Origin of the sequence: Streptomyces platensis (genome assembly GCF_008704855.1) — a bacterium.
In the GTDB taxonomy this organism is placed as follows: domain Bacteria; phylum Actinomycetota; class Actinomycetes; order Streptomycetales; family Streptomycetaceae; genus Streptomyces; species Streptomyces platensis.
Genome location: NZ_CP023691.1, coordinates 3,706,695 through 3,728,546 on the forward strand (window position 1 = coordinate 3,706,695; position 21,852 = coordinate 3,728,546).

19 protein-coding genes are annotated in these 21,852 nt (G+C 72.4%); 12 read left to right on the top strand and 7 right to left on the bottom strand.

Going from position 1 to position 21,852, the window contains the following annotated elements; translation table 11 throughout:
* Positions 1–17: 17 nt before the first annotated feature.
* A complete protein-coding gene (locus tag CP981_RS16160) occupies positions 18–3,353 on the top strand; it encodes a S41 family peptidase (protein ID WP_085926497.1) in 3,336 nt (1,111 codons plus the stop codon).
* 220 nt (positions 3,354–3,573) lie between these two features.
* Here the strand turns inward: CP981_RS16160 and CP981_RS16165 are convergent, their stop codons facing one another.
* The 4 genes from CP981_RS16165 to CP981_RS16180 all read right to left on the bottom strand — a co-directional run bounded on the left by CP981_RS16165 (position 3,574) and on the right by CP981_RS16180 (position 7,336).
* Entirely contained in the window at positions 3,574–3,828 is a 255-nt protein-coding gene (locus tag CP981_RS16165; protein ID WP_085926480.1) for a hypothetical protein, read from the bottom strand.
* A gap of 126 nt (positions 3,829–3,954) precedes the next feature.
* Positions 3,955–4,836: an SDR family oxidoreductase gene (locus CP981_RS16170; RefSeq protein ID WP_085926481.1), complete on the bottom strand. Its 882-nt coding sequence runs from the start codon at positions 4,834–4,836 to the stop codon at positions 3,955–3,957.
* Positions 4,833–5,816, bottom strand: a complete 984-nt coding sequence (locus tag CP981_RS16175) for an alpha/beta fold hydrolase (RefSeq protein ID WP_085926482.1) — start codon at positions 5,814–5,816, stop codon at positions 4,833–4,835. Before CP981_RS16175 ends, CP981_RS16170 begins: the two co-directional genes overlap by 4 nt.
* Entirely contained in the window at positions 5,813–7,336 is a 1,524-nt protein-coding gene (locus CP981_RS16180) for a flavin-containing monooxygenase (protein WP_085926483.1), read from the bottom strand. Before CP981_RS16180 ends, CP981_RS16175 begins: the two co-directional genes overlap by 4 nt.
* Before the next feature lie 208 nt (positions 7,337–7,544).
* Here CP981_RS16180 and CP981_RS16185 point away from each other — a divergent pair, with 208 nt between their 5' ends.
* Entirely contained in the window at positions 7,545–8,351 is an 807-nt protein-coding gene (locus CP981_RS16185) for a MerR family transcriptional regulator (RefSeq protein ID WP_208852943.1), read from the top strand.
* Positions 8,352–8,376: 25 nt separating this feature from the next.
* Here CP981_RS16185 and CP981_RS16190 read toward each other — a convergent pair whose 3' ends face one another.
* Positions 8,377–10,254: an AfsR/SARP family transcriptional regulator gene (locus tag CP981_RS16190; protein WP_244329671.1), complete on the bottom strand. Its 1,878-nt coding sequence runs from the start codon at positions 10,252–10,254 to the stop codon at positions 8,377–8,379.
* A 415-nt stretch (positions 10,255–10,669) separates the two neighbouring features.
* Between CP981_RS16190 and CP981_RS16195 the strand changes: the two genes are divergently transcribed.
* Positions 10,670–11,176 carry a stress protein gene (locus CP981_RS16195; protein ID WP_085926484.1) on the top strand — a complete coding sequence of 169 codons (507 nt, stop codon included), beginning with the start codon at positions 10,670–10,672 and terminating at the stop codon, positions 11,174–11,176.
* Positions 11,177–11,733: 557 nt separating this feature from the next.
* Here the strand turns inward: CP981_RS16195 and CP981_RS16200 are convergent.
* Positions 11,734–12,537 carry an exodeoxyribonuclease III gene (locus tag CP981_RS16200; protein ID WP_085926485.1) on the bottom strand — a complete coding sequence of 268 codons (804 nt, stop codon included), beginning with the start codon at positions 12,535–12,537 and terminating at the stop codon, positions 11,734–11,736.
* 138 nt (positions 12,538–12,675) lie between these two features.
* Between CP981_RS16200 and CP981_RS16205 the strand changes: the two genes are divergently transcribed.
* From CP981_RS16205 to CP981_RS16235, 7 genes are all read left to right on the top strand, one after another.
* On the top strand, positions 12,676–13,158 hold the full coding sequence (locus CP981_RS16205; protein ID WP_085926486.1) for a GNAT family N-acetyltransferase: 483 nt from the start codon (positions 12,676–12,678) through the stop codon (positions 13,156–13,158).
* 128 nt (positions 13,159–13,286) lie between these two features.
* On the top strand, positions 13,287–14,216 hold the full coding sequence (locus CP981_RS16210) for an ABC transporter ATP-binding protein (protein WP_085926487.1): 930 nt from the start codon (positions 13,287–13,289) through the stop codon (positions 14,214–14,216).
* The gene (locus CP981_RS16215; protein ID WP_085926488.1) at positions 14,213–15,232 is read left to right on the top strand and encodes an ABC transporter permease; all 1,020 of its coding nucleotides are present in this window, start codon (positions 14,213–14,215) and stop codon (positions 15,230–15,232) included. Before CP981_RS16210 ends, CP981_RS16215 begins: the two co-directional genes overlap by 4 nt.
* 169 nt (positions 15,233–15,401) lie before the next feature.
* Positions 15,402–15,800 (top strand): GntR family transcriptional regulator, encoded by a 399-nt coding sequence (locus tag CP981_RS16220; RefSeq protein WP_085926489.1) that lies wholly within the window; start codon positions 15,402–15,404, stop codon positions 15,798–15,800.
* Between the two features lie 231 nt (positions 15,801–16,031).
* Positions 16,032–16,817, top strand: coding sequence for a MerR family transcriptional regulator (locus tag CP981_RS16225; protein ID WP_085926490.1), 786 nt, complete (start codon positions 16,032–16,034; stop codon positions 16,815–16,817).
* 565 nt (positions 16,818–17,382) lie between these two features.
* Complete coding sequence (locus CP981_RS16230; RefSeq protein ID WP_085926491.1) at positions 17,383–18,741, top strand: glycosyltransferase; 1,359 nt, start codon at positions 17,383–17,385, stop codon at positions 18,739–18,741.
* Between the two features lie 362 nt (positions 18,742–19,103).
* On the top strand, positions 19,104–19,775 hold the full coding sequence (locus CP981_RS16235; protein ID WP_150522343.1) for a M23 family metallopeptidase: 672 nt from the start codon (positions 19,104–19,106) through the stop codon (positions 19,773–19,775).
* 15 nt (positions 19,776–19,790) lie between these two features.
* Here CP981_RS16235 and CP981_RS16240 read toward each other — a convergent pair.
* A protein-coding gene (locus CP981_RS16240) for an IS5 family transposase (protein WP_244329672.1) occupies positions 19,791–20,635 on the bottom strand; the annotation gives its coding sequence in 2 pieces (ribosomal slippage) (positions 19,791–20,305 and positions 20,305–20,635; 846 coding nt in all).
* Positions 20,636–20,867: 232 nt separating this feature from the next.
* On the opposite strand from CP981_RS16240, the gene CP981_RS16245 reads away from it, so the two are divergent.
* Both CP981_RS16245 and CP981_RS39530 read left to right on the top strand, forming a co-directional pair.
* A complete protein-coding gene (locus tag CP981_RS16245; protein ID WP_085928329.1) occupies positions 20,868–21,053 on the top strand; it encodes a hypothetical protein in 186 nt (61 codons plus the stop codon).
* Positions 21,054–21,447: 394 nt separating this feature from the next.
* On the top strand, positions 21,448–21,846 hold the full coding sequence (locus tag CP981_RS39530) for a transposase (RefSeq protein WP_085928328.1): 399 nt from the start codon (positions 21,448–21,450) through the stop codon (positions 21,844–21,846).
* The last annotated feature ends 6 nt before the right edge of the window (positions 21,847–21,852 follow it).

Consider the following 21,852-nt stretch of genomic DNA (forward strand, 5'->3'; position numbering starts at 1 on the left):
GCGGGCGGCTGCGCCGCATGCCGGCCCGGCCGGACCCGCCCGGCGGCTCGTATCTGCGCTTTCCGCATCTGCACGGCGAGCTGCTCTGCTTCGCCGCCGAGGACGATCTGTGGATCGCCCCGCTCGCCCCGGAGGGCGCGGAACCCGGCCGCGCCTGGCGGCTGACCGTGGACCGCACCCGCGTCGGCCACCCCCGCTTCTCCCCCGACGGGCAGCAGATCGCCTTCACCACCTGGCGCAGCCTCGACCCGGAGGTCCATATCGCGGCGGTCGAGGGCGGCCCGGCCCGCCGGCTGACGTACTGGGGCAGCACCGACGCCCGGGTCTGCGGCTGGACGCCCCCCGACCACGAGGGCCGGTCCCACATCCTCGCGGTCTCCTCGCACGGCCAGCCGTTCTCGTACTACTCGTGGGCCTACAGCCTGGCCACCGACGGCAGCCCCGGCGGCCAGCTGCCCTGGGGGCCGGTCTCCGACATCGCGGTCGCCGACATCGACGGGGAGCACCGCACCCTGCTGCTGACCGGCAAACCGCCGCACGAGCCCGCCTCCTGGAAGCGCTACCGGGGCGGTGCGACGGGCCGGATGTGGCTGCACGGCACCCGGCTGCTGCCGGATCTGCGCGGGCATCTCGACTCGGTGATGTTCGTCGGCGGCCGGATCGCGTTCCTCTCCGACCACGAGGGCATCGCCAACGTCTACTCCTGTCTGCCCGACAGCACCGATCTGCGCCGCCACACCGACCACACCGACTTCTACGCCCGGCACGCCTCGACCGACGGCGAGCGGATCGTCTACCAGTGCGCCGGTGACCTCTGGCTGATCGACGACCTCGGCCCGGACGCGGTACCGCGCAAGCTGGCGGTGCGGCTGGGCGGTCCGCGGGCCGGCCGGCGCAGCTACCAGGTCCCGGCCGCCGCGCATGTCACCGCGCTCGCGGTGGACACCACCGGGCGGGCCAGCGCGGTCGGCGTCCGCGGCAGCCTGTACTGGCTCACCCACCGCGACGGCCCGGCCCGGACCATCCACGACGTCCCGGGCGTACGGGTCCGGCTCCCCGAAATGCTGGGCGCCAGCGGCCGGATCGCCTACGTCACCGACGCCGAGGGCGAGGACGCGATCGAGATCACCAACCTGCCGCGGGCCAGCGCACCGGGCGAGCCGCGCCGGCTGGCCGCCGGTGAGCTGGGCCGGGTCCACGAGATGACCGCCGCCCCGGACGGCGAACGGCTGGCGGTGGCCTCGAACGACGGCCGGCTGCTGCTGGTGGACGTGGCCCGGCCCGAGGAGGGGGCGAGCGAGGAGGACGCCTCCGGCGGGGTCACCGAGCTGATCCGCTCCGTCAACGGCCCGGTCCGCGATCTGGCGTTCTCCCCCGACTCCCGCTGGCTGACCTGGTCGCACCCCGGTATCGGCCGGTCGCTGCGGCAGATCAAGATGGCCCGGCTGGCCGACCGGCACATCGTGGATGTCACCAACGGCCGGTTCGAGGACGAGCAGCCGGTGTTCACCCGCGACGGCCGCTATCTGGCGTTTCTGTCCTGGCGCGGCTTCGACCCGGTCTACGACGTGCACACCGGCGATCTGTCGTTCCCGCTGGGCTGCCGCCCCCATCTCGTCCCGCTGTCGTCGGCGACCCCGTCCCCCTTCGCACTGTCCCCGGAGGGCCGGCCCGCGGCGGGCGGCCTGGACCCGGACGAGATTCCGCCGGCCGGTGAGGGGCCGCTGCTGGTCGAGGTGGAGGGGCTGGAGAACCGGGTCACCCCGTTCCCGGTGGCGGCGTCCAAGTACTCCTCCCTGGAGCCGGTCAGCGGCGGCGGGCTGGTCTGGCTGCGCTGGCCGATCTCCGGTGCGCTGGGCGAGACCTTCGCCAACCCGGCCGAGACCTCGGGCCGCCCCACCCTCGAACACTTCGATCTGACCAAGGCGCGGCGCACCGAACTCACCAGCTCCCTGGACGGGTTCGCGCTCAGCGGCGACGGCTCCCGGCTGGTCGTCAACGACGAGGGCGAACTGCGCGCGGTACCGGCGACCGAACAGCCGGACAGCGACACCACCGTCTTCCTGGACCTGCGGCGCATCCTGCACGACGTCGATCCGGTCGCGGAGTGGCACCAGGCGTTCGAGGAGGCGGGCCGGATCACCCGGGCGTACTTCTGGGAGCCGCGGATGTGCGGCATCGACTGGGACGCGGTGCTGGCGCAGTACCGGCCGTTGCTCGACAAGGTCGCCTCCCCCGACGAGTTCGCCGATCTGCTGCGCGAGGTGATGGGCGAGCTGGGGACCTCGCACGCGTACGTCACCGGCGCCCGGCGCAACGAGGGGCCGCCGCACTACCAGCGCGCCATGGGCCTGCTCGGCGCCAACCTGGTGTGCCGGGACGGCCGTTGGGTGGTCACCCGGATCCTGCCCGGTGAGTCCTCGGACTCCAAGGCCCGTTCCCCGCTGGCCGGTACGGGCATCCGCGAGGGCACCGCGCTCACCCATGTCGACGGCCGCCCGGTGGACCCGGTGGCCGGCCCCGGGCCGCTGCTGGCCGCGGCCGGCGGCACCACCGTCGAGCTCACGTTCTCCCCGCCGGACGGCGACGGCCCGGCCCGCCGGGTCGCGGTGGTCCCGCTGGTCGACGAACGGCCGCTGCGCTACCAGGACTGGGTGGCCAAACGCCGGGCGGTGGTACGGGAGTTGAGCAGCGGCCGGTGCGGCTATCTGCACATCCCCGACATGGGCGGCTCCGGCTGGGCACAGTTCAACCGCGATCTGCGGATGGAGGTCTCCCGGCCCGCGCTGATCGTGGACGTCCGGGGCAACGCGGGCGGCAACATCTCCGAGCTGGTGATCGAGAAGCTGACCCGCACCATCATGGGCTGGGACCTGACCCGGGACGCCGAACCCGTCTCGTACACCAGCAACGCGCCGCGCGGCCCGGTCGTCGCGGTCGCCGACGAGATGACCTCCTCCGACGGCGACATGATCACCGCGGCCTTCAAACTCCAGGGCCTCGGCCCGGTGGTCGGCATGCGCACCTGGGGCGGGGTGGTCGGGATGACCGGCCGGCACCGGCTCGCCGACGGCACCGCGATCACCGTCCCCATGAACGCGGCCTGGTTCCGGCTCTACGGCTGGGGCGTGGAGAACCACGGCGTCGAGGTCGACATCGAGGCGCTGCGCTCGCCGCTGCACTGGGCCGAGGGCCGGCATCCCCAGCTGGGCGTCGCGATCCGTACGGCGCTGGAGCTGCTGGAGCGGCACCCGGCGGCGATGCCTCCGGACCTGTCGGACGTGCCGAACCTGCGGCGGCCGTCGCTGCCGCCGCGGAGCGGGGGCGCTTCGGCGGAGGCGGCGGGGGCCTGACGCGCCCGGCTCCACCTGATGCGGAGCATCCCCGACGCCAAGGGCCAGGGGCTCGCCAAGTCAGACACCAACTGCCCCTGGGGAAACGGGAGGTGGGGCCGTATCCCCGGGGAGGAACACAGCAACAGGGGAACAGCGGTGGGGCGCACCCGGTCGACCGGGTGCGCCCCTCACGCATGGCGCGTACGCCGCCGCGCGTGGTGTTCAGGACGTGCCGATGTCAGCTCTGGAAGCGGCCCTCGGCGGCGTCCATCGCGTCCTGGGCCGGGCGGCGGCCCTGCTGGCGGTCACGGGGCTGCTGGCCACGGTCCTGGCCGCCCTGGCGCCGGTCGCTCTCGCGCTCCGGGCGCTGACCGCCACGCTCGTCCTGGCGCTGACCGCGCTCGTGACCCTGCTCGCGAGCGTCGCCCATGGCCTTGTGCGCCTGGTCCTTGAGCTCGTTGGCCTTGTCCTGGAACTGGTCCTTGATGCCCATGCTGTTCACTCCTAGTGGGGTGTAAGGGGGGTTTGGCCCCGATTCAGCGTGACACGCCCGGACATTGCTCGCATTTCGATCACGATTGACTACGGTCCGTGAGGATCGCCGCTCATCGGCGGCGGCTCACCGGTCCGCCCGCGCCTTCTCGTCGGCCTCGCCGCCGGCGCCCACCAGACCGATCCGCATCCCGTCCAGCCGGTCCCCGAAGCGCCGTATCTCGCGCCGGCCCACCGTCCCGATGAGCCCGGGAAGGTATCCGCGGACCGACTGCATCCCGCGCAGCCACCACTGCCCGTAGACATGCGCCGAGCGGCGCTCGATGCCCGCGACGATCCGGTCGACGGCGGGGCCCAGCGGATAGGTCTTGTTCGACGGCCAGGGCAGCCGGGCGCGCAGCTCGCGCATGATGTCGTCCTGGTCGGCGCCGCGCACCATGTCGGTGTCCGTCCAGCTCAGATAGCCGACGCCGACCCGTACGCCCCGGTGGCCGACCTCGGCGCGCAGGCTGTGCGCGAAGGCCTCGACGCCCGACTTGGACGCGCAGTACGCGGTCATCATCGGCGCCGGGGTGATCGCGGCCAGCGAGGCGATCTGGAGGAAGTAGCCGCGGGACGCCGTGAGGAGGGGCAGGAACGCCCGGCCGGTGACGGCGCCGCCGATGAGGTTGACCTCGATGACCCGCTTCCAGGCGACCGGGTCGGAGTCGGCGAACGGGCCGCCGGTCGCCACCCCGGCGTTGGCGACGACCACATCGACCTTCCCGAAGCGGTCCTTGACCTCGCCCGCCACCCGGGCCATCGCCTCGTGGTCGGTGACATCGGCGTGCCAGTGGTGCGCCGGGCCGTGCAGCGCGGCCGCCACCCCGCGCAGCTCGTCCGGCTCCAGGCCGACCAGTGCCAGCGTCGCACCGCGCGCCGACAGCTTGCGGGCCAGCAGCGCACCGACCCCGCGCGCCGCACCGGTCACCACCACGACCTGCCCGGCCAGGTTCCTGCTCGCGCTCATACCGTCTTCTCCTTCTTCTGCCGGGTGCCGTGGGGGACTTCGGCGGTCACGGCACCCGTGGTGCCGGTGCTCCGCAGGTGGTCCTGTACGAGGGCGCGCAGCCGCCCGGAGACCGCGCCGGGGTCCTCGACCGGCGTCATGTGTCCCAGGCCCGGCAGCTCGGTCAGCCCCCGGAAGTCGGGCAGGACGGAGGCCAGCCGGCGGGCCTGCACCGGCGGGGTGAGCCGGTCGGCGGTGCCCGTGAGGACCGCGGTCGGCAGCTCCAGCCGGGCGGCACCACCGGTCAGTTCGAGACCGTCCAGCACCGTGCCCCAGCGGGCCCGTACCGCGGTCGGGCAGCCGTGCACGATGCGGGCACAGGCCTCGACCTGCTCAGCGGTGGCGGCCGGCCCCATCGTGGCGTACTTCAGAGCGCGCCGGGTGAGCGGCGATACGGGGCCGAGCGGGGCCCGTGAACGCAGCATCAGCCGGTGGGCGCGCCGGCGGCCCTGCGGGCTGCGCAGCGGGAACACCCGTGATTCGGCGGGCAGATCGGCGCTGCCGGTGCTGCACAGCAGCGCGGCCGCGGCCCGCTCGCGCAGCCGGTGCCGCTCGGCGGCGGCCATGATCGTCATGCCGCCCATGGAGTGGCCGCCCAGCACGGCGCGTTCGCCCGTCTCCAGGGTCGCCTCCAGTACGGCGACCAGGTCGTCGGCGAGGGCATGGGTGCTGTGGCCCGCCGGGCCGGCGGCGGGGCTGCGGCCGTGGCCGCGCTGGTCGTAGACGACGACCTTGTGGTCGGTGGCCAGCTCGCGGACGACCGGGGCCCAGAAGGCGGTCGAACAGGTCCAGCCGTGCGCCAGGACGACGGCCGGGGCGGACTCGGGGCCGTGGATCTCGGCGTACAGCCGGGCGCCGTCGGCCGAGGTGACGGTCCGGGTCGTACGCGGCACCGGCGGGGCGTACGGACCGCTGGTGACATGGGCGGGCCGGCGGCTCATGCGGCCACCTCCGCACGCTCGCCGGTGCTCTCGCCCGCGGCCTTCGGCGGCCGCAGCACCTCGTACTCCGCGAGGTCGACCTGCCGGGTGACCTTCTTGAACTCCCCGGTGGTGCCCGGCCAGACGGTGGTGTTGCGGCCGCTGGCGTCCAGATACCAGCTGTCGCAGCCACCGGTGTTCCACACCGTGCGGGTCATCCGCTCCTGGACCTTGCGGTTCCAGTCCTGGACGGCGGACGGCCGGGCGTCGAGCGCGATCTTTCCGCCGAGGACGTCCAGCTGGCGCATGAAGTCGGCGAGGTAGTTCAGCTGCGCCTCGATCATCAGGATCATCGAGCTGTTCCCGAGGCCGGTGTTGGGCCCGATGATGGTGAGGAAGTTGGGGAAGCCGGCCGCGCTGGCACCGCGCAGCGCCTCCATGCCGTCCTTCCACTCCTCGGCCAGCGTCGTCCCGTGGGCGCCCGTGACGCGCTGCGCGATCGGCATGTCCGTCACATGGAACCCGGTGCCGAAAACGATCGCATCGGCCTCCACCTCGCTCCCGTCGGACCCGACGAGGGTGCTGCCGCGGACCTCCGTCAGCCCCGCGGCGACCAGGTCCACATTCGGCTGCGCCAGGGCCGGGTAGTAGGTGTTGGAGAGCAGGATGCGCTTGCAGCCGATGCGGTAGCCGGGGGTCAACGCGGCCCGCAGCGCCGGGTCCTTGACGGCCTTCTTCATATGGTTCCGGGCCAGGAGCTCGATCAGGCCCAGCTCGTTGGGGCGCTTGGTGAAGGCGCTGACCTGCATCTCCCGCAGGCCCCAGAGCAGCCCGCGGCGCGCGGCCCGGGTCGCCGGGACCTTGGTGTGCAGCCACTTCTCGGCCGCGCTGATCTTGCGGTCGGCGCGCGGCAGCACCCAGGGCGGGGTGCGCTGGAAGAGCGTGAGGCGCTCCACGTCCGGCTGGATGGCGGGCACGATCTGGATCGCCGAGGCACCCGTACCGATCATGGCGACGCGCTTGCCGCGCAGGTCGTAGTCGTGGTCCCAGCGCGCGGAGTGCGAGACCTTGCCGGGGAAGGTGTCCAGCCCCGGGATGTCGGGCACCTTGGGGTCCGACAGCGGTCCGGTCGCCGACACCACCACATCGGCCGTCAGCGGCCCGCTCGCCGTCTCCAGCTCCCAGTGCAGCGCGTCCCCGTTCCATCGCAGGGCGCGCACCTCCGAGTGGAAGCGGAGGTGCGGGCGCAGCCCGAAGGTGTCGGTGACCCGCTCCAGGTACGCGCGGATATGCGGCTGTCCGGAGAAGTTCCGCGGCCACTCAGGGTTGGGCGCGAAGGAGAAGGAGTACAGGTGCGAGGGCACATCGCACGCACATCCCGGATAGCTGTTGTCCCGCCAGGTGCCGCCCACCGCATCGGCCCGCTCCAGGACCACGAAGTCGGTGATCCCCTGGCGCCGCAGCCGGACCGCCGCCCCCAGACCACCGAAACCCGATCCGATCACCGCAACCCGCACATGCCTGCGCTCGCGCTCGGCCATCCCGCCGCCTCCCGAGTTCGACGTTCTTCCCTGTCATCTTCGGTGCCGTGACCTACGGCGTCACAGCCGCCCGCCCAACCACGCCAGCAATCACTGGCGCAATGGGAGCGTAGGGCAGCCACGTACCGAGCGGTAGGGGGCGGACGGCAGGAAGTTACCGCCGGTCGTCCCCCGGCCCCGCGTCACACCCCCGGCATAGGCTGAGTCCGTGGCAGCGAACGAGAATCCCCAGGACGAGCGGACGGAGCCCGCGGGCCACCCCGCCGCACGCGAATTCCGCATGGCCGACCTGGCCGAGGAAGCCGGCATCACGGTCCGTACGCTGCGCTTCTACCGCGAGCGCAAGCTCATCCCGCCACCGCGCCGCGAGGGCCGGATCGCCTGGTACAACGAGCACCATCTCGCCCGGCTGCGCACCATCGGCGCCCTCCTGGAGCGCGGCCACACCCTCGGCGGCATCGCCGAGCTCCTCTCGGCCTTCGACACCGGCCGCGATGTGGGCGAACTCCTCGGCCTGGAGAACCCCCTGGTCCCGCCCTGGTCCGAGGAGACCCCGGTCCGCCTCACCCCCGAGGAACTGGCCGACCACTTCAGCGAGGACATCACCGCCGAGAACCTCAGCACGTCCCTGGACATCGGCTATCTCGCCGTCGACGGCGACGAGTTCGTCCACATCAGCCGCCGCCTCCTGGACGCCTCCACCGAACTCGTCCACCAGGGCATCCCGTTGGCCGCCGTCCTGGAGGCCGGCCGCCAGGTACGCGCCCACGCCGACGCCCTCGCCGAGGTCTTCACCGGCCTCATCCGCACCCACCTCCTCTCCGACGTCCTCAGCCGCATCGCGGCGTGCGAGGACGTCGCCCCCCAGGAGGCCGACCACATCGGCGCGACCATCGAAAAGCTCCGCCCGCTCTCCAAGGGCGTGGTCGAGGCCGAACTCTCCATGGCCATGGACCGCCGGGTCCGGGCGGAACTGGCGCAGTGGCGGCGCGAGGAGGAGCCGGGGGAGAAGTGACCGCGGACCACCGGGCGGCCGCGGCTCAGCACCGCCCCGGCCCGTACCACGCCAGATGGTCGCGCAGCCGCTGCCGGGCCAGGTCCCGCTCGGTCGGTGTCTCCTCGACCGCGACGAGCTGCTCGGCGTAGATACGCACCAGATCGCTCCGCAGGTAGGACCCCTGCGCCTGCTCCTCGACCAGGTGCGCGTCACCCAGTTCGGCGAGATGGCGGTACGTGCGTTCCGGATCGCGTCCGGCCAGTGCCGCGGCGGTGGGCGCGTCCACGTCCGGGCCGGGGTGCAGCCCGAGAAGGCGGAACAGCCGGGCGGCCCCGCTCGACAGCGCGCGATAGCTGAGGAAGAGGCTGGACTCCACCGCCAGATCGGCGTCGTGGGCGGACAACTCCTGAAGTCGGCGCCGCTCATCGGCCAGCTTCGCCGTCCAGTGCCCCAGCGACCAGTCGGGGTGCGCCATCAGCCGGGCCGCGGCGATCCGCAGCGCCAGCGGCAGTCTGTCGCACCGCTCGACGAGCGCCCGCGCGGCGTCCCGGTCGGCCTCGACGCGGAACCGGCCCAGCGCGTTGCCCAGCAGTTCCAGGGCGTCCTCCGCGGTGAACGGCCCCACCGTGAGCAGGGCCGCCCCGTCGCGGACCACCAGCCCGCTCAGCCGCCGCCGGCTGGTCACCACCGCCAGACAGCCCGGCGTCGCGGGCAGCAGCGGGCGCACCTGCTCGGCCGTGCCGGCGTTGTCCAGCACGACGAGCATCCGCCGGCCGGCGAGCAGCGAGCGGTACAGCGCCGAGCGCTCCGCCAGCGGCTCGGGGATCCGTGCCTCCGGCACCCCCAACGCCCGCAGAAACATGGCCAGTACGGTGGCCGGCCGCATCGGGGGCCGCTCGAAGCCCCGCAGGTCGACGAAGAGCTGCCCGTCGGGGAACTCGTCCTTGTGGGAGTGCGCCCAGTGCACCGCCAGCGTGGTCTTGCCGGTCCCTCCGGCGCCCGCGAGCACCACACAGTCCGGCCGCGGCAGCCGGTCCAGCTGCTGGTCCAGCGCGACGGTCTCCCGCACCCGGCCGCAGAAGTCGGCTATGCGAGGCGGGAGTTGGGCCACGGTCGGAGGCGGCGCCGAAGGGTGGCCGGAGCCGTACGGGGCGGCGGGGCCGTACGAGGTCCCCTGGTCGTGGCCGGGGCCGGAGCGCAGGCGGGGGCCGGAACCCGGGCGAGGACCGGAACCGGGGCCGGGACCGGCCGCCGTGCGACCGGCGAACGGCGGGGCGCCCGCGGGCTTCCCGCCGAGCACCGCCAGATAGGTCTCACTGAGAGCCGGGCCGGGATCGATGCCCAACTGATCCTTCAGATGCCGCCGGGTGCGGTGATAGTGGTCGAGGGCCTCGGCCTGTCTGCCGCTCGCCTGAAGCGCGCGCATCAGCAGCACGGTCAGCTCCTCGTGCAGCGGATACTCCGCGAGCCAGGCCGTCAGCTCCGTGATCAGCTCCCCGTACCGGCCGAGCAGCAGCAGCTTGGCGCCGAGCTCCTGGAACGCCGCCACTCTCGCCTGGGTCAGCCCGACCCCCAGCGTCCGCCGCACCCGTTCGCCGGGCACATCCGCCAGCGCCTCGCCCCGCCACAGCCCGAGTGCCTGGCGCAGCTTCGCGACGGCGGTCCGCGGCTCGGCCTCATGGGCACCGGACACCAGATACCGGAAGCGGTTGACGTCCACCGCACACGGATCGGCGATCAGCACATACCCCTGGCCGCGGGTGGCGATCTCGGCCTGCCCCACCAGCAGCCGCCGCAAGCGGTGCACATGGTTGTGGACCACGCCTCTCGCTCTGGCCGGCGGGTCCGCGTCCCAGGCCAGGTCGATCATTCTGCCGACCGTGATCACGTGATTGACCTCGCTGATCAGAATCGCGGCCACGGTACGCAGGCGGCCCGTTCCAAGGCTCAGCAGTCGCCCATTGTTCACTTCAATTTCAACCGGCCCTAGTAGCCGCAACTGAACCATTGTGACCCCGACTCCACGCCGCCGATGCAGGCACGGCAAATCGCCTCTTTTTCCAGAAAGACCGCCGAAGGGAACCTCGGGTTCCGTTTGCTTCAAATGCTCTCACTATGTGGACACCGTAAGTGAATTGACGAAATGTCAATGAAAAGCGCGGGCTGTCGCCAGAGTCCATGATCACGATGTGAGCGGATCATGAGCGCCGCCGTGAAACATCACGTCCGTGCCGGTGACCGCCGCTTTCCCCCGCGGCTGTCCGGGCCACCTCTCCGGCCCCCTCACCCGCATGGGGGCCGGAGGGGCCTGCCATCCGTATCCATGAAGGAGAACCATGTCCCACCTCGTGAAGAAGAGCCTTGCCGCGGCGGCCCTGTGCGCAGCCCTGGCCGGCACCGCCATCGCCTTCCCGGCGACCGCCTCGGCGGCACCCGCGGCCCCCGCCGCCGCGGCCGGCGAGTCGCCGGTCAGCGTCGGCGCCAACGCGAACCTCAACATGAACGTTGACGTTCTCGGCATCGCCAACAAGATCGAGGCGTCGATCAAGACCGCGCAGAACCGCGACGGCTTCGTCAAGAGCTTCATGGAGTCGGCGTTCTACGCGGCCGGCGGCAAGTACAACGTCATGGTCCACAACCTGAGCCAGCCGTACGAGGACCACTTCAACGGTGTGCAGTCGTTCGGCACCGCCACCTATGACGGTGTCGTCTACGGCATCTGGGTCTTCGAGGACGGCGAGTTCACGAACCAGGGCGACGGCGGCTACATCAACTGGGCCTTCCGCGGCGTCTGGGAGCGTCCCGACAACGGTGGCTACGTGAAGTTCTCCCGCGTCTCCTGACGCAGCGGTCGCACCACCCCCCAGCGTGACGGCCCGCCGGAATCTCCGGCGGGCCGTTTTGCTGTCCGCGGCCGCCGCGGACACCCCCTCCGGCCTCGTGTGCGTACCCGGCACCGGGAATTGCCGCGCACCCCGGCACCGGAATTCCCCGGCGACCCCGCCCACGGGAATGCCCAGCAGAATCAGACGTTTACCTAAACTGGCCGGTAGGAATGCGGCTCACCTTCCGAGCCAGACCTCGTCCAGGTCGCCCAGGGCACTTTCCGAGCGCCTGCCCCGGAAAAGGGACGCCCACAGCCCGTGATGGGGACCACGTGCTGGCGGTACGTCAGCCCGTCATCCATGGACATCGTCCCGACGATCCGGGCCTCCGGATGCAGCGCGCGCTGCACACCGACCTCCCGGTCCATCCCGCACCCCATGCCGTAGTCACCCAGCGCCCCTCGGCGTATCCCATGATCCGGAGAATAACTGCGAGGATTGACAACGCAGTTGGGCCCGCGGGCCGGCCACTTCCGGCTCACGGGCTCCTGGTGTCCGTACCGTCCGCCCGGGGCCTACCGGTCGAAGACCACCGTCACCGGCGCATGGTCCGACCACCGCTGGTCATAGCTGGCCGCCCGCTCCACGAACGCCTTCACCGCACGCGCGGCGAGCCCGGGAGTGGCCATGGCGTAGTCGATCCGCCAGCCCGCGTCGTTGTCGAAGGCACGGCCCCGGTACGACCACCACGAGTACGGGCCCTCGGTGTCCGGGTGCAGGGTGCGGACGACGTCCACGTAGCCGCCGCGGGTCTCGTCCAGGACGCCGGTCAGCCAGGCGCGCTCCTCCGGGAGGAAGCCGGACTTCTTCTGGTTGGCCTTCCAGTTCTTCAGGTCGGCCTCCTGGTGCGCGATGTTCCAGTCACCGCACACCACCACCTCACGGCCGTCCGCCGCGGCCCGCTCGCGCAGCCCGGCCAGGTAGGGCAGGAACTCCGCCATGAAGCGTTCCTTCTCGTCCTGCCGCTCCGTGCCGACCTCCCCGGAGGGCAGATAGAGACTGGCGACGGTCAGACCGGGCAGGTCCGCCTCGACATAGCGGCCGCTGGTGTCGAATTCCGCCGAGCCGAAGCCGATCTGCACGCGGTCCGGCTCCCGCCGGGTGTAGAGCGAGACACCGGCCCGACCCTTGGCGGCCGCCGGGGCGTGCACGGTGTACCAGCCCGCGGGCTCGCGCACCTCGTCCGGGAGCTGGGCGGTCTCGGCCCGGACCTCTTGCAGGCACAGCACATCCGCCGCGGTCTCCGCCAGCCACGGGACGAAGCCCTTCTTGGCCGCGGCGCGCAGCCCGTTCACATTCACCGAGGTCACGGTGTACACAACCCTCACCCAGCCCTTTCCCGGCCCCAGCACTTCTCCTCGGGCCAGGGGTCAGGCTCCCATACCCCCGGGCGCCCGGTCCCCGCGGGCCGCGGCCCCGCCTCGTCGCGCCCGGCACCCGCCCGTACGCTTTCCGGAATGGAGATACGCCCCGTCCCCTATGACCACCCCGACGCGGTCACGCTCGATGAGCTGGTGCAGCAGGAATACGTCCGGCGCTACGGCGACGGCGACATCACCCCGCTGGACCCGGAGATGTTCACCCCTCCGCACGGCACGTATCTGATCGCCTACGACGGCGGCCGCCCCCTGGCCACCGGCGGATGGCGGCGGCAGGAGGACACCGCGGAGGGGTACGCGGTCGGCGACGCCGAGATCAAGCGGATGTTCGTGGTCCCGGAGGCGCGCGGACGGGGGCTGGCCCGGCGGATCCTGGCCGCCCTGGAGGCCGACGCCCGGGCCGCGGGCCGCTCCCGCATGGTGCTGGAGACCGGCATCAAGCAGCCGGAGGCGCTGGAGCTGTACGCCTCGTGCGGCTATGTGCCGGTCGAGAAGTTCGGCCTGTACCGGACGTATGACGACAGCCGCTGTATGGCGAAGCCGCTGGTGACGGAGGACTGAGGGAGCCGGGGCGACCTCCGCCGCGCGCGCGGGCGGCCCCGCCACCCCTGCCCGCCCCCTTGTTGACATGCCTCCGCCCCGCTCTCCATACTCATTCCACTAATCAACTAGCTAAAGGGGGGATTCGGGTGAGCGACCCGAGCCCATGGGCCATCGAGGCCGAAGGACTGGGGAAGAAGTACCACCGCGGCTGGGCGCTGCGGGACTGCTCCTTCCGGCTCCCGGCGGGCCACGTCTGCGCCCTCGTCGGCCCCAACGGCGCCGGCAAGAGCACCTTCCTGGGCACCGCGACCCGGCTGGTGCAGCCGACCACCGGCACCCTGAAGCTGTTCGGCGTCCCCGTCTCCGACCCGGCCGTACTGTCCCGGGTCGCCTTCCTCGCCCAGGACAAGCCGCTCTACCCCCGCTTCACGGTGGCCGAGACGCTGCGGCTGGGCCGTGAGCTCAACCCGCGCTGGGACCAGGCGCTGGCCGAGCGGATCGTCCGGTCCGGCAAGGTGCCGCTCAGCGCCCGTATCGGCACCCTCTCGGGCGGCCAGCGCACCCGCGTCGCCTTCGCCCTCGCCTTCGGCAAGCGGCCCGAGCTGCTGCTGCTCGACGAGCCGATGTCCGACCTCGACCCGCTCGCCCGGCACGAGCTGTCCGGGCTGCTGATGGCCGAGGCCGCCGAACACGGCACGACCGTCCTGATGTCGTCCCACATGCTCTCCGAGATCGAGGTCATGTGTGACTACCTCCTCGTCCTGGCCGAGGGCCGGCTGCGGATGGCCGGCCGGACCGACGACCTGATCCCCGCCCACCTGCTGGTGACGGGCGTCGCCGAGGGGGACGACGGGGTGCCCGGGGAACTCCGCCGCCACCACACCGTCATCGAATCCCGGGTCACCGGGCGGCAGTTCAGCGCCCTGGTCCGCACCGGCGGCCCGTTCTCCGACAGCTGGGAGGTGCTGTCGCCGAGCATGGAGGAGGTCCTGCTGGCCTATCTGCGCGCGCCCGACGCCCCCACCCTCGTCATGGACGAGGCCGGCGCCGACGAGGCGGGGGAAGCCGCGGCATGAGCACGACCGACACGACCGGCCGGACCGCCGCGGCCGAGGGAGACGGCCCGGCCGGTACGGCCGGCGGCCGCCGCGGCCTGCTGCACGGCCTGCCCTGGCTGGTCTGGCGCCGGCACCGCGCCCTGCTGCGCACCGCCCTGCTGGTCACCGTCGCGGGCTGCGCCGCCTTCGCCTACCAGCGCATCGGCGTACAGGACTTCCTGCACACCCACGGGACCGCGCCCGGCCTCGACGGACGACTGGTCACCTCGTTCCAGAGCAAGTACGGCGCGATGTTCGAGAGCGACATCGCGCTCATGCAGGGCCTGCCCGTCCTCATCGGCATCTTCCTCGGCGCACCGCTGGTCGCGGGCGAACAGGAGCACGGCACCGTCAAGCTGGTCACCACCCAGTCGGTGAGCCGCAGCCGCTGGATCGCCGCCACGCTCGGCCTGCCGCTCGCCGTCGCGGTGCTGTGCACCACCCTGCTGTCGGCCGTCTTCACCTGGCTGTGGACCCCGGCCCACGCGCTGATCGCCACCGGCGACTGGCTGGCGGGCGGCCCCTTCGACAGCACGGGCCCCGTCCCGGTCGCCATGACCCTGCTCCTGACCTCCTGCGGTATCGCCCTCGGCATGCTGATCAAGCGGGTGGTGCCGGCCATGGCGGCCACCGCGGTCCTCGCCATGGTCGGCAGTGTGCTCTGGGCCGAGCAGATACGCCCCCGGCTCGGCACCCTGCGCAGCGTCAGCTACCCGTACGACTCCGACAACGGCCCCCGCCTGCCGTTCGACGCCGTACGGATGGACGACTGGGTGTCCACCGCGGACGGCAAGCTCTACGGCTTCGGCACCTGCGTCCACAGCGACGCCGCCGAGGCCTGCCGGGCCAAGCTGGGCATCGTCAACCGGGTGACCCAGTACTTCGACTACGGGCAGCTGGCCGGCATGCAGTGGCGGGGCGCGGCGCTCCTGCTGGCGCTGACCGCCGTGGTGCTGGCGTTCGTCGTCTGGCGGACCCAACGGCGGCCGCTCTGAACGGGCCACCGCGCGGCGGCCCATACGGGCGGCCGACCGCGCGTCCACACCGTACGGGGCACGCCCCGGGCGGCGCTTTGACACCCGGGACGGCCGGCCCGATCATCAAGCGGTCGGGCAGCCCGGCCCCGGCGGCCCCCAGGACGGCACGGGCGGAAGAAGCAGAGAGGTGGTGAGCGTCGTCGAGTTCCGGATCGACCGCCGCAGCGGTGTCGCCACCTACCTCCAGATCGTCCAACAGGTCCAGCAGGCACTGCGGTTGGGCGTCCTGGTGGAGGGCGACCGGCTGCCGACCGCGGCCCAGGTGGCCGCCACGACCAAGGTCAACCCCAATACGACCCTCAAGGCCTACCGCGAACTGGAGCGGGAGGGCCTGGTCGAACCACGCCCCGGCCTCGGCACCTTCGTCAGCCGTACGCTCGCCCGCCCCGAGTCCGCCGCGGACGCCCTGCTCCGCGAGGAACTCCGCTCCTGGATGGACCGGGCCCGCGCGGAGGGCCTGGACCGCGAAGACGTCCAGGCGCTGGTGGCCTCGGTGCTCCAGGACCGGTATCCGGCGGACGGCTGAGCCGGCCGGGCCCGGCGCCCGCCCTCCTCGAACGGCCCCGGACGGGGCGGGTCGCCCCCGGCGCCCGTCCCGTCCCGCCTCTCCTCCCCTCCCTGCCCGCCTCCCCGCCCCACTTGACCCTCACGCGACGTCAGGCCCCACTCTGAAGCCGCGGCACGGCCCCGGCCACCGGTGACCTCACCACCGGACGACGGCGGGCCGACCGGACACGACGGGACGAAAGGCGCTGCGATGGGCTACTCGGTCGGGCAGGTCTCCGGCTTCGCGGGGATCACGGTGCGGACCCTGCACCACTACGACAAGGCCGGACTGCTCTCCCCCAGCGACCGCAGCCCCGCCGGCTACCGCCTCTACAGCGACGCCGACCTCGCCCGCCTCCAGCAGATCCTCTTCTACCGGGAACTCGGCTTCCCCCTCGACGAGATCGCCACCATCCTGGAGGACCCGCAGGCCAACGCCCTGGACCACCTCCGCGCCCGGCACCGCCTCCTCAACGACCAGATCAGCAAGCTGCGACGGCTGGTCGAGGTCGCCGAACACGCCATGCAGGTCCAGCAGACCGGCGTGGAGCTGACCCCCGAGGAGCGGTTCGAGGTCTTCGGCGAGGTGACCTTCGACCTCACCTACGCCACCCAGGCCCACCTCAAGTGGCAGCATCGCGAGGGCCATCAGCGCTCGATGGCCCGGGCCGCCGCACACTCCAAGGAGGACTGGGCAACGATCATGACCGAGTCCGCCGACTGGCGCCTGCGGCTCCTGGCCGCCTTCGACGCCGGGGAGCCGGCGGATGGCGAGCGGGCCATGGACCTCGCCGAGGAACACCGCCGGCACATCACCCGCTGGTTCACCCCGTGCCCCACCGACATGCACACCCGCATCGCCGACGACTTCACCACCGACCCCCGCGCCTTCGCCCTGGTCGTACCCCCCACCGAACAACGCCCCGGCCTCGCCCCCTATGTGCGCACGGCCATATGTGCCAACGCGGTCCGGCAGTCGCCGGAGAGCGGGGACTGAAGGGGGCTGGCGGTACGGGGGCGAGGGCGGGTAGCTGTCGGTTACGGGGGTACCGGGCAGCTGCCCGCCGGGGGGGCAGGGGCCGGGCGGCTGCCGGTCACGGGGGTACCAGGCAGCTGCCCGCCGGGGGGCAAGGGCCGGGCGGCTGCCGGTCGGGAGGGCTGAGGGGCTCACGAGGCCGAGCACCAGGCTGAGCACGGGACGAGGCTGAGCGCCGCGCCCTGCCCGGCCCCTCACCTGCACGCCCGGATACCCGGCAACCGCATCTCGCCCCCACCGGCTCCGCACACCGCCCCCGCGCAAAGACAGCGGCACCCACCCGCCACAGCCACCCCTCCGCCGCGGCCCCACGCTCATCGCCTCCACCACATCGCCATGCCGCCGTGCCCACCATGCGCGGCATTCCCGCCACGCCTACGCCGCCCGCCAAGCACGGCATCCCCGCCATGCCCGCCATGCCCGCCCCTCAGGCGCATGCGCCCGCCCACCCGACCAGACCCGACCCACCCCGATACCCGACCCACCCCGATCCGACCCGACCCGACCCGAAGAAGGCTGACCGCCCATGCCAAAGATCCTGATCACGGCCGCCGGATCGTACGGCGACGTCGCCCCCTACACCGGCCTGGGCGCCCGCCTCCGCACGGCCGGCCATGAGGTCGCCCTCGCCACCCACGACAGCTACGCCGCGCTCGTACGGGCCGCCGGCCTGGAGTTCCGCCGACTGCCGGCCGACCCCCGCACCCGCCACGCCGCCACCGCGGACACCGGGGGCACCGGGGACACCGGGGGCACCGGGGACACCGGGGGCACCGGGAACACCAGGGATACCGCCCAGCCGGACCGCCCCTCGGGCCCCGGCGGCAACCGCGACCTCATGCGCCAGGCCGCCGCCTTCATCAAGGAGCTGGCCGGTGTCCTCGCCGACGCCGCCCGCGAGGACACCGGCCTGCTCCTGCTCTCCGCCACCACCGCACCGCTCGGCCATCACCTCGCGGAGGCGCGGGGCATCCCGTTCCTGGACCTGCCCCTCGTGCCCGGCGCCCCCACCGGCGACTTCGCCCCGGTGGTGAGCGGCGGCCGCTCACTGGGCCGCTGGGGCAACCGCGCCGCCGGCCGGCTCTCCCTCCGCATCATCGACCGCCTCTACGCCGACGCGGCCCGCGAGCTGCGCGCCCGCCTCGGACTGCCGCCCGCCACGCCCCGTACGGTCCGCCGCCGCGCCGAAGCCGCCGGCCGGCCGGTCCTGCACGGCTTCAGCGAGGTCCTGGTACCCCGCCCCACCGACTGGCGCCCCGGCCTCGACGTCGTGGGGAACTGGTGGCCCTGGCACGCGCCGGACGCCCAACTCCCGCCCGTCGTCGAGGACTTCCTGGCCGCCGGCCCGCCCCCGGTCTTCATCGGCTTCGGCAGCATGGCGGGCGGCGAGGGCGAGCGCCTGAGCACCCTTGTGGCCGCCGCGCTGCGCCGCGCCAAGGTCCGCGGCATCCTCCAGTCCGGCTGGGCCGGCCTGTCCGCCGGGCACACCTCCGCGGACGCCGACCTCCTCACCATCGGCGAGGTCCCGCACGCCCTCCTCTTCCCCCGGATGGCCGCCGTGGTGCACCACTGCGGCGCCGGCACCGCCGCCGCGGGCGTACGCGCCGGAGTCCCCACCGTCCCGGTCCCGGTCACCGCCGACCAGCCCTTCTGGGCCGCCCGCCTGGCCTCCCTCGGCGTCGCCACCGCCCCGATCCCCTTCAAGGAGCTGTCCGGGGACCGCGCCGTCGCCCGCCTGTCCCAGGCCCTCACCCAGGCCACCGCCGCCCCGGCCCGCCGCGACCACGCCCGCACCGCCGCCCACCGTCTCGCCACCGAAGACGGCGCCGCCGAGGTCCTCAGGGCAGTCGCCCACCTGACAGAAACCGAACACCCAGCGACCTGAGCCACCACCAACGCCGGCCGCCCGCCGCCCTCCCAAACTCGTACCCGTCGCCCACCCGGTCTCGCCCTCACCGACCGTCCGAGCTCGTCCCCATCACCCACCTGGTCTCGCCCTCACCGACCGCCCGAGCTCGTCCCCATCACCCACCTGGTCTCGCCCTCACCGACCGCCCGAGCTCGTCCCCATCACCCACCCGGTCTCGCCCTCACCGACCGCCCGAGCTCGTCCCCACCGTTCTCCCGAGCTCACCCCCACCAACCGCCCGAACAAGACCCGCCCGGCGGACGCTCCTCCACCCGTTCGGCGGCCCGGTGCCCCGCCCCGGGATGCGCGCGCCCGCCACCAGGCGTGGGCTCGCAACTATGACCACGTTCCGCAAAAGCACCTCGCTGCGCAGAATGCTGCTGCTCGCCATAGCCCCGACGGCCACGAGCTGCGTCCTCGCCCTGGCGGCCTCCCAGGTGGCCCTCGCCGCCCCGGCCGGCGCCTCGGGCGGCCACCCCACGAAGGCCCGCCACCGCCTGATCAGCTCGCCCTACGGCGTCCGCGGCAGCTGGCAGGCCGGTCACCACACGGGCATAGACCTCGCCGTCCGCACCGGGACCAGGGTCAGGTCCGTGGGCTCCGGCACCGTAGTCCTCGCCAAACGGTCGGGCGCCTACGGGAAGGCCGTGACGATCCGGATGAACGACGGCCACTACACCCTCTTCGGCCACCTCTCCCGCATCACGGTCCGCCTCGGCCAGAGGGTCCGCGCCCGCACCCACCTCGGCTACAGCGGCGCCACCGGCCGCGCCACCGGCCCCCACCTCCACTTCGAGGTCCGCACCAGCCGCCACTACGGCTCGGACATCAACCCCCTCCCCTACCTGGCCAAGCGCGGCATCCACCTCACCCACCCCACCCCCACGTCACACCCCAAGCGCCACCACACACACCACAAACAGCGCCACCACCCCCGCCACAGCCACGGCCACGGCCACGGCCACAGCCACAGCCATCATCACCCCCACCCTCACCGCCACCACCGCTAGGTCGTTTCCTTCGGATCATCTGGCTGACCAGATGAAGATGGCGGCGAGGTGGAGTCCGGCGAGGTAGATGGTGGCGGTCTTGTCGTAGCGGGTGGCCAGGCCTCGCCACTGCTTGAGTTTGTTGATGCAGCGCTCGACCGTGTTGCGTTGCTTGTAGGCGTCGCGGTCGAAGGCCGGTGGCCTGCCGCCGCGGCTGCCGAGGCGTTTGCGGTGGGCGGCCTGGTCGGCGGGCTGTGGGATCACGGCCCGGATCCCGCGCCGGCGGAGATGGGTTCGGATCGCGCGGGACGAGTACGCCTTGTCGGCCAGGATTACCGTCGGCGTGATTTTGGGGCGGCCGGTCCTGCGCGGGACCCGTAAACGGGTCATGACTTCGGTGAACGCGGGTGCGTCACCGGCCTGACCGGGAGTGATGACGAAGGCCAGCGGACGGCAGTGGCCGTCGGCGGCGAGGTGGATCTTGGTGGTCAGTCCGCCGCGGGAGCGTCCGAGGGCATGGTCGACGGGCTCACCGGCCGGGGCCCCTTTTGACGGGCCCCGGCGGCGTGCTGGTGGGCACGGACGATGGTGGAGTCGACCGCGACGACCCAGTCCAGATCGCCTTCGGCGTCGGCCTGAGCCAGGAGGGCGGTGAAGACCTTCTCCCAGGTGCCGTCAGCGGCCCACTTCCGCAGCCGGTTGTGGGCGCCCTTCCAGGAGCCGAAGTGCTCGGGCAGGTCCATCCACGGTGTCCCGGTGCGGTACTTGAACGCGATCGCGTCGATCACCTGCCGGTGATCCCGCCACCGCCCTCCCCGTTTCGGAGTCCGGTCCGGCAGCAACGGCTCAATGCGGGCCCACTGGGCGTCAGTCAACGACACACCAGACCAACGATCAGATGATCTGAAAGAAACGGCCTAGCCCCCACCGCCTACAGGCCCCCACCCCACTCCCCTTGACTGCCCCTCAGCCCACCCCCGGCCGGTCACCGAGGCCAAGCGGGGGCCGACCGGTGCCTCAACCGCCGCCCGATGACGGCGGCCGTCTCCCGCCCCAGTGGTTGCTGTACTTTCCTGCTGTACACAGGGGTGGGATGAGCAGGCTGGGGGACCCGTGGCAGCGTTCGGCTTCATCTTCGTCATGCTGCCGTGCGTCGCCATCGCCGGCTTCACGTGCTTCGCCGCATGCCGCGCCCAGCGCCACACGGCGTTCAAGCTCCTGGCCGGCGTCTGCCTGACCGTCGCCCTGGCCGCGGCCCTCACCCCCGTCGGCGCCCTGGTCTGGCTCTTCACCCTCTGATTCCCGCAGGGTGCGCAGCGGCAGTTCGGGGAGCGGCGGTTGGCACCCCGCCCCCGCCGGCACGGACCGGCATGACAGACGAAAAAGCCCCCACCGGATATCCCCGGCGGGGGCTTTGACGTGCTGTGGGCCGTTCGCGAGTGGGTCTGACCTGCAGTTACGGAGAGGTTCAACGGGGACTTCCCAACGTCCGGGGCCCAATTTCCCACATGGATGCAGCGGACAACTACACCACCCGAAACTCAGTGTGCGATACCCATGAGGCATCAGCAGCCGAGGGATCAGGTAGGCGGCGGCGAGCATCGCGGCGACCACGCTGGTGAGCGACGAAAGTTGGGTAGGGGACGTCGACATCCGTAAAACTGGGCTTGATCCGCTTTGACGGACATCTGAGATCAGGGGTTCTGCCCCGGAAGGATGTCCATCATGTAGAGCATGGGAAAGGAAGCCTCGGCCTCACCGTTCGTTCACGCCAGAGTTCAAGGCCGAGATCGTCGAGCTGTGCCGGCGCGGTGACCGCTCGGTCGGTCAGATCGCCAAGGACTTCTACCTGACCGAGATCGCGGTGCGACTGTGGGTCGGTCAGGCCGAGGTCGATTCGGGCGAGCGCGACGGGCTGACCAGCAACGAGCGCGAGGAGCTGGCCGCATTGCGGCGGGAGAACCGCCGACTGCGGGAGACGTGGAGATCCTCAATCGGGTCGCGGCTTCCTTCGCGAAGGAGACCCGGTGAAGGTGCATCCGTTCATCGAGGCGGAGAAGCGAGACGGTCACAATGTCAAGCGCGCGTGTGAACTGCT

Bases quoted from the DNA above. Each gene is read 5' to 3' on its own strand.
- CP981_RS16215 (WP_085926488.1), top strand. From the start codon at position 14,213: ATGAGCACGACCGACACGACCGGCCGGACCGCCGCGGCCGAGGGAGAC.
- CP981_RS16195 (WP_085926484.1), top strand. From the start codon at position 10,670: ATGTCCCACCTCGTGAAGAAGAGCCTTGCCGCGGCGGCCCTGTGCGCA.
- CP981_RS16165 (WP_085926480.1), bottom strand. From the start codon at position 3,828: ATGGGCATCAAGGACCAGTTCCAGGACAAGGCCAACGAGCTCAAGGAC.
- CP981_RS16205 (WP_085926486.1), top strand. From the start codon at position 12,676: ATGGAGATACGCCCCGTCCCCTATGACCACCCCGACGCGGTCACGCTC.
- CP981_RS16230 (WP_085926491.1), top strand. From the start codon at position 17,383: ATGCCAAAGATCCTGATCACGGCCGCCGGATCGTACGGCGACGTCGCC.
- CP981_RS16175 (WP_085926482.1), bottom strand. From the start codon at position 5,816: ATGAGCCGCCGGCCCGCCCATGTCACCAGCGGTCCGTACGCCCCGCCG.
- CP981_RS16170 (WP_085926481.1), bottom strand. From the start codon at position 4,836: ATGAGCGCGAGCAGGAACCTGGCCGGGCAGGTCGTGGTGGTGACCGGT.
- CP981_RS16180 (WP_085926483.1), bottom strand. From the start codon at position 7,336: ATGGCCGAGCGCGAGCGCAGGCATGTGCGGGTTGCGGTGATCGGATCG.
- CP981_RS16235 (WP_150522343.1), top strand. From the start codon at position 19,104: ATGACCACGTTCCGCAAAAGCACCTCGCTGCGCAGAATGCTGCTGCTC.
- CP981_RS16160 (WP_085926497.1), top strand. From the start codon at position 18: ATGCCGGCCCGGCCGGACCCGCCCGGCGGCTCGTATCTGCGCTTTCCG.
- CP981_RS16225 (WP_085926490.1), top strand. From the start codon at position 16,032: ATGGGCTACTCGGTCGGGCAGGTCTCCGGCTTCGCGGGGATCACGGTG.